The following is an 11,187-nucleotide window of genomic DNA, read 5'->3' as shown; positions in this document are numbered from 1 at the left end:
TAAAAAGATCATACCCACAAGTCTTGGTTAAAACTTGTTGATATGATCTTGATTTTATATTCCTAAACTTCTCTATACATTAGAAAATAATTGATAGTCTATTGCGGCACTCCATCCTATTTAGTAACCGTTACTTTACCATCCACAATGGCTTTTTTAGCAACTTCGACAGCTTGTTTAGAATCATCAGATAGGTTGTCTGTTACTAGTGAGACACCGTCTTCTTTCAAGCCAAAGGTTCTAACTTTACCACCTGGGAATTTCCCATCTTGTGTTTCCTTTGTTACCATTTGAAGTCCTTTACCAACTTCTTTGATACTTGAGGCCAACACAAAGTTCGATGATTTGCCATCTTTAGAAGTGTATTTCCCTTCAGCACTTTGGTCGCTATCAACACCGATAACCCAAACTTTGTCTGCTTCATTTTGGCGTTCATTGAGGTCTTTTGCTTCACTGAAGACACCTGCACCAGTCGCACCAGCCGCATGATAAATCACATCTGCCCCACCTGCGTATTGGGCAGCAGCAATGGTTTTTCCTTTAGCTGCATCGGCAAATGACCCTGCGTAATCAACTTTCACCTTGATGCTATCATCAATTGATTTTACACCTGCTTTGAAGCCATTTTCAAAACGGGAAACAACTTCACCTTCCATACCACCAACAAATCCTACTGTCTTGGACTTTGTCGTTTTAGCTGCAGCAACTCCTGCCAAGTAAGCAGCTTGGTCATCCGCAAAGGTAATACTTGCAACATTATCTTGGTCTTTGATGACATCATCAACGATGACAAAGTTGGTATCTGGGTTACTTGACGCTGCTTTTTCAAGGGAATCATGCAGTGGGAAGCCAATTCCGAAAATCAAACCATAACCGTTACTTACAGCTGTGTCAAAGTTTGTTGCAAATTCTGACTCACTAGCTGAGTGAAAGTAATCGTACCCTTTTCCTTTTTTAAGACCATTGTCTTTACCCCAAGCTGTTAGTCCTTCCCAAGCTGACTGGTTGAATGATTTATCATCAATACCAGTTACATTAGTTACCATAGCAACTTTCAAGTCATTTTTAGCATCTTTTTCAGAACGCTCTGAACGATTGCCACAAGCAGCCAGCAGAAGAGTCGCGCTCAAAAGAGTACCTACGGTCATTAGTGATTTTTTCATTATTTTTTCCTTTTTCAATTGTCCATTCCTTATTTTTCATCAAACAACACAAAAAAGCAAGGCCCCTAAGAAACCGCACTAGCCCCATAAAGGGAAACTTACTTTTTTTGATAAGACTAGAGAACCAGCCTGAATGCTTGATGACATTTCATTATCTCAATTTGATGACGTTCTTATGTTTATTCTGAACGTCTGAACTCTAATACTCACAGTTTTAGTCACCCTGACGAAGGTGTGACTACGAAGGTTTCAGATTAACTAAAGCCCTAATATTATTTAATTCTTTAGGCGCTTTCAGGCGAGGAGACAAGGCGAAAACATAACTTAAGTTAGGTAAGCCGTAGACGACGAATAATCAAAGCGACTAAAGCCTAAATATTCGCCCAAACAGATTCCAAGATGTTAGTCTGTTCGCGTCCTGGTCCTACTGAGAAAGTAGAGATACGAACACCAACTAATTCACCGATACGGCGAACATAGTTACGAGCATTTTCTGGAAGGTCTTCTAGGCTACGAACACCTGTGATGTCTTCAGACCAACCTGGAAGTTCTTCATAAATTGGTTTACAACGTTTGAGTTGCTCAAGACTTGCTGGGTAGTAATCAATACGTTCGCCATCAAGGTCATAGGCTACACAGATTTTGACGGTATCAAGACCTGAAAGCACGTCAATTGAGTTAAGGGAAAGGTTGGTAATTCCTGATACACGACGGCTGTGGCGCATGACAACAGAGTCAAACCATCCCACACGACGTGGGCGACCAGTTGTTGTTCCGTATTCTTTACCAACTTCACGGATACGATCGCCAACTTCATCAAATAATTCTGTTGGGAATGGTCCATCACCAACACGACTGGTGTAGGCTTTACATACACCAACGACTTTATTGATTTTTGATGGTCCAACCCCTGAACCGATAGTCACACCACCAGCAACTGGGTTTGATGAGGTTACAAATGGGTAAGTTCCTTGATCGATATCAAGCATAACCCCTTGTGCTCCTTCAAAAAGAACACGTTTACCACCATCCAAAGCATCGTTGAGGATAACAGATGTATCGGTCACATATTGTTTAATTTCTTGACCATACTGGTAGTATTCTTCGAAAATATCGTCAAAAGCCAATGGATCTGATTCATACATTTTTTCAAAGAGGCGGTTTTTCTCAGCCAAGTTGGTTTTAAGGCGTTCTGCAAAAATCTCTTTATCCAACAAATCAGCGATACGAATACCAACACGCGCAGCCTTATCCATGTAAGCTGGGCCAATCCCTTTGATGGTTGTACCGATTTTGTTGTCCCCTTTTGCATCCTCTTGAAGCTGATCAAGCTTGATGTGGTATGGGAGGATAACGTGGGCACGGTCTGAGATACGAAGGTTATCAGTCGTTACACCTTCTTCATGGAGATAATTCAATTCTTTAACCAAAGATTTTGGATTGACCACCACACCATTACCAATCACTGAGATTTTTTCTTTGAAGAAAATCCCTGACGGAATCAAGTGAAGTTTGAACTTCTTACCATCAATCACGATTGTGTGACCAGCATTGTCACCGCCTTGATAGCGAGCGATGACTTCCGCATCAGCTGACAAGAAATCCGTGATTTTACCTTTACCTTCGTCACCCCATTGGGTACCAACAACAACTACAGATGTCATATTTTTGATTCGGGCTGCGCCCAATAGCTGAGCGAAACCCTGCTCCTTTTCTGAAAAACTATTGGCAGGAATTTCACCTGCAAGTTTATCTTACACTTTATTATAGCAAAAACCGAAAACTTTTTCCAGAAAACAATAAAAATCGGGTGATTTCTATAACCTCTTCACCATTCGCTATTCAAATCAATTCAAATCCCGAATGTTTTTAGCCAAAATCCATTCACGCTTATGATAAATTAACAACCTTTGGCATCAGTAATGTCAGGATAATTTAGTCTTTTCCCATATCGTTTACAATAAAAGGAGTGATAATACCTTACTGTCTCAATCGTAACTCTGTAGTGACAAGAAAACTTCTTTGTTAAAAGATAAAGATTGATCTCTTTTTCTTACTTCAAGATGATGATATAAAGACAACTTTCCCCAATTTAACGAAGTTAATTCTTCTATCCTAGACTTAAGCAACAGTTAAACTCTATTTTTTCTTCTTCTAGCAATTGTACGCTACCCTTTATCACTCGTACTATCATCTCATTAGGAAAATAACCTATTTTGTCATAAATCTTAATAACTTATCGCTAAAAAATTGTTTTCAATTACCCTTTAGAGTACAATGTTATTACATTCAAAAGATTAGAAAGAGATTGGTAGTGCATGGAATTTATTGTCATCCTCATCGTCTTAATTGCCGTCTCTGGACTAGGTACTTACTATGCAACCAATCGTCCAACGGCTCTTCAAAGACGAAATACAACCCTACGATTACAAGATTTAAAGGATACTATCCAACAGGCTGATCGGCAAGTAAAGCTCTTGGACAATTACTTAGCCGATCAAGATTACACACAGTACAGCATTGTTGCCCGCCAGTTATTGCCGAAATTGGATCAAATCACGACTGAATCAGAGGCTTTAAAAGACGATATGGACCTCAAAATCTATCGTCGCGTCACTAAAAAAGCTAATGATGTTAAGGCAGATGTCAACCTGCAGTTGGAACGTCTCCATATCGCTACTGACTTAGAACCCGCTAGTGAGGAAGAAACCAAACTGCTTAAACGGGCACCAGAATTGACTACTATCTACCATAATATCCAGCGTGACCATCGAGCCATTATGGAAAAAATCAAGAAGGCTGATAATCAGGCTGAACTGACTGCCCTTCACGAAAATAATATGAGGCGTTTCGACGACATTCTCAAAGGTTACCTTAAAATCAAAGAAGCACCAAAAGATTATTACAATGCGGAAGAACGATTGTCTGAAGCTAAGATAGGTCTTGAACAATTTGACTTAGAACTTGATGAAACCCTTCGTCAACTCAACGAATCAGGGCTTAAAGATTTTGACGTTAGTCTACGCATGATGCGTGATAAAATATAAGTTAGAAAGAAAAGGATATTCACATGGCCGAATTTAATTTTGATATTGATAAAATCGCAAATAGCGCTGTCGCTAAAACAGACAAGACCACTGAAATCATCGCTTCTGAACCTGAAAGCTCAACTGGACAAATTGCCTTCTTAGAAAAATTATCACCAGAGCAAAAATCAGCTATCGAAGCTAAGGCTCCTGATCTCGTTGATGCCTTTGTCGATGACCAGAACTACCTCTTGGACTTCGGGACTTCAGCTGTTGAGGAAGTTAACAAGACCGTTAATCACATTCTCTCTGAACAGAAAAAACTAGAAATTCCACAAGTCGATGACCTCCTTGCTGCGACCAATCGCGAACTAAACGGTTTCATCACTAAGTACAAAGATGTCAAACCAGCAGAGTTAGAGAAAAAGCCAAACTTTATCGAAAAAATCTTCAATAAAAGTAAATCTAGCTTACAAGAATTCTACTTCGACTCTAAAAATATCGAACAAAAAATGGATAGCATGGCTGCTACCGTAGTCAAACAAGAAGAAACCTTAGCACGTAACATCGTATCCGCTGAAATGCTAATTGAAGATAACACGGAATCCATCGAAAACTTGGTTGGTGTCATTGCCTTCCTCGAAGCCACACAAAATGAAGGGGCAAAACGTGCTGGAGAACTACAAAAACAAGTGGCACTCTTAGATAATGCTGACCCAGAATTTCACGCTAAATCCGAAGAATTAGCCCGCATGACCGAAGTCATCAACACCTTGGAACAACAACATACCGAGTACATGAGCCGCCTCTATGTAGCTTGGACCACAACACCACAAATGCGTAACTTGGTCAAAGTATCATCAGACATGCGCCAAAAACTCGGCATGCTCCGTCGCAACACCATTCCAACCATGAAGCTTTCTATCGCTCAGCTAGGAATGTTGCAACAGTCTGTCAAATCCGGCGCAACAGCAGATGCCATCGTTAATGCCAACAACGCCGCTCTTGAAATGTTAGCACAAACAAGTAAAGAAGCTATTCCTGCTCTTGAGCGCTCTGCTCAAAGCCCAACCATGTCTATCGAATCCGTTACGGCATTGGCTGAAAGTCTTGTTGAACAAAACAATGGCATCATTGCCGCTATCGACAACGGACGTAAACAACGTGCTCAACTAGAAACAGCCATCGTCAAATCAGCTGAAACCATCAACGATTCCGTCAAACTCCGTGACCAAAAAATTGTTCAAGCCCTCCTAAACGAAGGCAAGGAAGTCCAAAAAGATGTGGAAGCTGAAGAAACAAGTCAAAAAGATTAATAGAAAGCCACTTAATCCAATAATCCAACTCCTCAAACGAGGAGTTTTCTCTTGCCCTAAATCACTGATAAATATGGTAAAATAGGGTTTATGGATAAATTAATCAAATCAATTTCAGAGTCAGGTGCCTTCAGGGCTTATGTCCTCGACAGCACTGAGACTGTTAAACAAGCACAAGTCAATCACGACACCCTATCATCATCAACAGTTGCCCTCGGCCGCACCCTCATTGCCAACCAAATCCTCGCTGCCAACCAAAAAGGCGACAGCAAAATCACTGTCAAAGTCATTGGTAACAGCTCTTTTGGTCACATTATTTCCGTTGCAAATACCAAAGGAAACGTCAAAGGCTACATCCAAAATACCGGCGTTGACATCAAGAAAACAGCAACTGGAGAAGTCCTCGTTGGACCTTTCATGGGCGCTGGGCAATTTGTGGTCATCGTTGATTATGGTACTGGCAATCCCTACACGTCAACAACCCCTATCGTTTCGGGAGAAATCGGTGAAGACCTCGCCTTCTACCTAACAGAAAGCGAGCAAACACCTTCTGCTGTTGGTCTCAATGTCCTACTAGATGAGAACGACCAAGTCAAAGTAGCTGGAGGCTTCATGCTTCAGGTCCTTCCAGGTGCATCTGAGGAAGAAATCAGCCGCTACGAGAAGCGTATCCAAAACATGCCAGCTATCTCAACGCTCTTAGAGTCAGAAGACCACATTGATGCTCTGCTATCGGCTATTTATGGCGATGAGCCTTATAAACGTCTATCAGAAGAAACCATCGGTTTCAACTGCGACTGCTCACGCCATCGTTTCGAATCAGCTCTCGCCACATTACCAATGGCTGATTTAGAGGACATGAAAGACAAAGACCAAGGTGCCGAAATCATTTGTCAATTCTGCGGCACTAAGTACCAATTTAATCAAGACGATTTGGAGGCTATTATCCGTGACAAAGCTTAATTCATCATTCATGATTGGGAATGTCGAAATCCCACACCGCACTGTCCTAGCACCTATGGCAGGAGTAACTAACTCAGCCTTTCGTACTATCGCTAAAGAATTCGGTGCAGGACTTGTTGTCATGGAGATGATTTCTGAAAAAGGATTACTCTACAACAACGAAAAAACACTCCACATGCTCCATATTGATGAAAATGAACACCCAATGTCTATCCAGCTTTTTGGTGGTGATGCTGAAGGTCTCAAACGTGCGGCAGACTTCATCCAAACCAACACAAAAGCTGATATCGTTGATATTAACATGGGATGTCCTGTTAATAAAGTTGTCAAAAACGAAGCTGGAGCCAAATGGCTTAAAGACCCAGACAAGATTTACCACATCGTTAGCGAAGTGACTTCTGTTCTGGATATTCCGTTGACTGTCAAAATGCGTACTGGTTGGGCTGACAGCTCACTAGCTGTGGAAAATGCCCTTGCTGCTGAATCAGCTGGTGTTTCTGCACTTGCTATGCACGGTCGTACTCGTGAGCAAATGTACCGTGGCCACTGTGACCATGAAACCTTGGCACGTGTTTCCAAAGCCATTACCAAAATCCCATTTATTGGAAACGGTGATGTCAAAACCGTTCACGATGCCAAATTCATGATTGAAGAAATTGGCGTTGATGCCGTTATGGTAGGTCGTGCTGCTATGAACAACCCACACATCTTCACTCAAATCAATCACTTCTTTGAAACGGGGGAAGAACTACCGGAACTACCATTTGCTAAGAAATTAGACATTGCTGAAGAGCATCTCAAACGCTTGGTGAACCTTAAAGGTGAAATGATTGCTGTTCGTGAATTCCGTGGACTTGCTCCTCACTACCTACGAGGAACAGCTGGTGCTGCTAAGGTTCGTAGCGCTGTATCACGCGCCGAAAATCTCCATGAAGTGCAAGAACATTTCAATCAACTAAGATAAGAAAAAGAGGCCAGCGCCTCTCTTTTTTATTCATACCTCAATGACTCAACAGGATCTAATTTACTGATGTTTTTCGTTGGAAAGTAAGCTGATAAGTAACCCATGGTAAAAGCAAGTACTATCATCCCAAGAACAGACTGCCAATTAAGATCAAAGACCCGCTCAATGTTTTTGTAGAAATGATTTACAATCGTATTGGCCAGGCCACCAATAGCAAGCGATATCACAAAGGCAAATAAGAGTGAGATGAGAGTAATCAAAAGAGATTCCAATAAGAAAATCGCCTTCACGTCTTTATTGAGGTAACCCACTGCTTTCATCACACCAATTTCTCGTGAGCGTTGCATGATATTGATGTAAACAATAACCCCAATCATAACAATAGATACCAACACTGCCTGTGAAGATAACACAATAAGCAGCCCCTGAGCAATTTTGATAAAGTTAATGACAATATCAAGAATGGCTTGTTGGGATATGACTAGATATTTCTTGTTTTTCTTGATCTTATCGCTAATTTTAGCGGTATCCTCTGGATTTTTAGCCTCCAGCAAAAGATAAGGAATCGTCTTGGTAAAGCCGTTAGTTTCCATAGCTTTCGCTAGCTGATTGGGTGCCATAAAACTATTACTATCCCCCAATTCAGCCTTGATGATGCGAGAAATAGTCGTTTTGATAGTGCCTGTCTTGGTGTCAGTTGCTGAATTTTCTAACAGTTGAAGCGTCACTTCCTTACCTAAAAAATCCTGATGATGATAGTTAGTTTTATTGGCTTTATTAAAATGCTCTATCAGCGTCACTGGAATCGTCAACCCCTGTTCATCAGCGTCCGTATATTCCTTGCCTAAGACAATCTCATCAGCATCATTCGCAACAACTGAAATGCTAGTATCCCGATAGAGACTTACTACTTGCGAATAGTTTGGAAGACTTTCTGTCATCCTTAAATTACCCAAGTCTTTTATATACAGACTGCTCATCATCACAGAGAACGGCGCTTCCAGATACTTGATTTTATCTTTACCAACTAGCTTTTGCACCTCTGTTATATCATTTTTATTCAAGTTTCCCGTCTTAATGACTTCAGCATTGAGAGAGATTTGGATTTGTGAAGGAAGCTTGCCATTGCCAGTGTTTTGGTTAATCATCGTAAGAACAGCATTGCCAAGACCAAAAGAAATGATAATACCGATAAAGCCTATCGAAGTTGCCAAAGCAATCACCAGATTACGCCATTTACGCTCCATAAAGTTTCCAAAAGCCAACTTTAACTGATGCTGCATCGATAATTTATTTCGCGTTAGTTTCATGAATAACCTCACCATCCTTCATTGTGATAATCACATCAGCATAATCAGCAACTTCTGGGTTATGTGTCACGATAATCACAGTCTTTCCTAACTTTGCCAATGTCTCCAAAATCTCTAATACCATCGCCTGAGACTCTGAGTCCAAAGCGCCTGTCGGCTCATCTGCAACAATAATCTCAGGAGAGTTAACCAAGGCTCTAGCAATAGCCACGCGTTGCCTTTGACCTCCTGATAGTTGCTTAACATTTTTTGTCTTGAGTGTTAAAATACCCAGATCATCAAGGTTTTTAGCCACAATTTGCTGACTCTCATGTTGAGATAAGCCTTGTAAATAAAGAGGCAATCGTACATTATCCTCAACAGTCTGGTGAGGAATCAGATTAAAGTTCTGGAAAATGAAGCCAATATGGTTTTTACGAAAAAGCGTGATGTCATCCTCAGACAAACCACGCAGACTCTGCCCTTCAAAAGTGAGCTCCCCTTCAAAATCCCTATCCAAACCACTGATAATGTTTAAGAGACTGGTCTTACCACAGCCAGATGGCCCATAAATGGCTGTAATAGCTCCTTTTTGAAAAGACAACGATATATTTTTCAAGGCTTGTTCCCTATTTGTCCCATCAAGTTGATAGTATTTGTTAATGTTCGTTAATTGTAACAAAGCGATTCCCCTCCTATAGTTGCTTGATATACTGTTCTAAGACCTTACGATACTGTCCTATAAATAAACTCAACAAAGATAAAGTAATTATGGCAATGACAACAGATGCATACTCTCCATGCAATCGGTCACCTAGAAGCAAAACCACTAAAAACAAGAGTCGAGATAACCAGATTTTCATCAAGTAAGTCATCGGAAAACGGTAATTCTCCAATTCTTTTACAGATTGAAATGCCTTCTCTCTTAGGAATAAAGATTCTGTCATCTGCATCCCTTGCAAAACTAGAAAAGTCACTGACAGTCCTAAGATTAGTAATAACACATCAATAAAAAGAAAACCACTAGATAGATAATAAATGAGTAAAGGTACAACAGACAATCCAAAAATCAATGATAACATAAGTTTTAACTGTCTACCCAAAAATCGTTTGATATCAACACCGATAACTTTCAAATACGGTAGATCCTTTACCATACCCAGAAAAAAATAAGGCAGTCCTTTGTTAGAGTAGAGTATCGTACCTAGGAAGATACCCAAATAAAAAGAAGACGTATTGTTACCAAGAGCTGTTCCCGTCAAATTTGGTTGATAGAAACTCATGACTAAAAAGAAAGCAAACGAAATCAATGGAACAAAGATACATTTCAAAACTGATCGATAATCAATAACAGTTAAAAAATAAGGAGGCATCAATCTTTCTAGACGTAAAATGGATACTTGTCTGACATTAAATAAATAGAGAATACTTGCTACATGAGCCAAGAGCATCAATAGACAAAAAATCCAAAACTGACTGAACAAGGCCAAGGCAAATGCTGGTAAGGCAACAAGCATATTTTTTACTAAAAGTAATTTCTGATAGGTCAATGCAGAAATCCCGAAAAATAAACTAAAAGTTACCTCTGTGTTAGACTTATAAGTATGGTAATTTTCATATATTAACACCACTGGAAAGATAAGAAAAAGAAAAGTGTTATAAAGATAGCTATAGCGAAACATATTCAAAAAATAAGTTTCATCCAAAAAAGTTAACAGTTCCTTACCAACAATAATATAAATCAATAAAACAGCAAGAGTTCCTAAAACATAAGGATATAGATAAATCAAAAAACCTGAAAATCTCATCTCGTCTTTAACATCCCAATAGCCTTGTCTCGCTACAAAAAATAGATAGAGAATATCACGAGTTGTCATGCACCTCTCCTATTCTAAGAATGAGACCTGATATATTATCCAGAAATTCTTCACTATCATGAGTGACGATAATAAATTGCTTACCATGATTGAGATCATCATTGATTTTTTGAAGAAGATGAGTAACACTATCTGTATCTAAACCAGAGAATGGTTCGTCCATCAGATATAGATCTGATTCTGCTAGAAATGCGGCTATGAGCATAATCTTCTTTTTCTCTCCCAAAGATAAATTTTGTATGGTATGGTCAAAAAGCTTATTACTAAAGGTAAATAGTGAAATTAAACTGGCTAACTTCTCCTCAAACTCTGCCTGAGGTATACGGTATTGCTTGCCCAAAAAATGAAATAGAATGCGAGGTGTCATTCTGACAAAATACTGCTCAGACGAATCTGGAACGTAAGACATTTTTTCAGTCAAATGAACTGTCCCAGAACGAGCTGGTAGTAATCCTAATATCACTTTTAATAAGGTTGACTTCCCACTACCATTTTTTCCTCGAATTATCACCAAAGGAGAGTCAGCTGTATTAAAGCTAATATCAGAAAAAAGCACTTTTTCAGGATACTCATAAGACAAGTTTTTAAC

The 11,187-nt window shown here is 39.8% G+C and carries 10 protein-coding genes; 4 read left to right on the top strand and 6 right to left on the bottom strand.

Annotated elements, in window-relative coordinates; translation table 11 throughout:
* Positions 1-116 precede the first annotated feature (116 nt).
* Positions 117-1,163: a BMP family lipoprotein gene (locus tag ACMZ6U_RS06750; RefSeq protein WP_416107349.1), complete on the bottom strand. Its 1,047-nt coding sequence runs from the start codon at positions 1,161-1,163 to the stop codon at positions 117-119.
* A 371-nt stretch (positions 1,164-1,534) separates the two neighbouring features.
* Positions 1,535-2,827 (bottom strand): adenylosuccinate synthase, encoded by a 1,293-nt coding sequence (locus tag ACMZ6U_RS06745; RefSeq protein WP_115131133.1) that lies wholly within the window; start codon positions 2,825-2,827, stop codon positions 1,535-1,537.
* Between the two features lie 654 nt (positions 2,828-3,481).
* Between ACMZ6U_RS06745 and ACMZ6U_RS06740 the strand changes: the two genes are divergently transcribed.
* The 4 genes from ACMZ6U_RS06740 (at position 3,482) to dusB (ending at position 7,432) form a co-directional block, all read left to right on the top strand.
* Positions 3,482-4,210 (top strand): hypothetical protein, encoded by a 729-nt coding sequence (locus tag ACMZ6U_RS06740; RefSeq protein WP_416107347.1) that lies wholly within the window; start codon positions 3,482-3,484, stop codon positions 4,208-4,210.
* Positions 4,211-4,233: 23 nt separating this feature from the next.
* Positions 4,234-5,505, top strand: coding sequence for a toxic anion resistance protein (locus ACMZ6U_RS06735; RefSeq protein WP_416107345.1), 1,272 nt, complete (start codon positions 4,234-4,236; stop codon positions 5,503-5,505).
* A gap of 90 nt (positions 5,506-5,595) precedes the next feature.
* Positions 5,596-6,468, top strand: a complete 873-nt coding sequence (gene hslO / locus ACMZ6U_RS06730; RefSeq protein ID WP_341931982.1) for an Hsp33 family molecular chaperone HslO — start codon at positions 5,596-5,598, stop codon at positions 6,466-6,468.
* Complete coding sequence (dusB, locus tag ACMZ6U_RS06725) at positions 6,455-7,432, top strand: tRNA dihydrouridine synthase DusB (RefSeq protein WP_416107343.1); 978 nt, start codon at positions 6,455-6,457, stop codon at positions 7,430-7,432. The genes hslO and dusB overlap by 14 nt, the downstream gene beginning before the upstream one ends.
* A 26-nt stretch (positions 7,433-7,458) precedes the next feature.
* Here the strand turns inward: dusB and ACMZ6U_RS06720 are convergent, their stop codons facing one another.
* The 4 genes from ACMZ6U_RS06720 to ACMZ6U_RS06705 all read right to left on the bottom strand — a co-directional run.
* Positions 7,459-8,742: an ABC transporter permease gene (locus ACMZ6U_RS06720; protein WP_416107341.1), complete on the bottom strand. Its 1,284-nt coding sequence runs from the start codon at positions 8,740-8,742 to the stop codon at positions 7,459-7,461.
* On the bottom strand, positions 8,723-9,409 hold the full coding sequence (locus tag ACMZ6U_RS06715; protein WP_416107351.1) for an ABC transporter ATP-binding protein: 687 nt from the start codon (positions 9,407-9,409) through the stop codon (positions 8,723-8,725). Before ACMZ6U_RS06715 ends, ACMZ6U_RS06720 begins: the two co-directional genes overlap by 20 nt.
* Before the next feature lie 7 nt (positions 9,410-9,416).
* The gene (locus tag ACMZ6U_RS06710) at positions 9,417-10,598 is read right to left on the bottom strand and encodes a hypothetical protein (RefSeq protein ID WP_416107339.1); all 1,182 of its coding nucleotides are present in this window, start codon (positions 10,596-10,598) and stop codon (positions 9,417-9,419) included.
* On the bottom strand, positions 10,585-11,187 hold a 603-nt coding region (locus ACMZ6U_RS06705; RefSeq protein WP_416107338.1), incomplete at its 5' end, for an ABC transporter ATP-binding protein. The genes ACMZ6U_RS06705 and ACMZ6U_RS06710, both read right to left, overlap by 14 nt.

Origin of the sequence: Streptococcus pluranimalium, from assembly GCF_047785745.1 — a bacterium.
Taxonomy (GTDB): domain Bacteria; phylum Bacillota; class Bacilli; order Lactobacillales; family Streptococcaceae; genus Streptococcus; species Streptococcus pluranimalium_B.
Note: the sequence above shows the minus strand (reverse complement) of the source record. Positions and strands in the feature narration are given on the sequence as shown.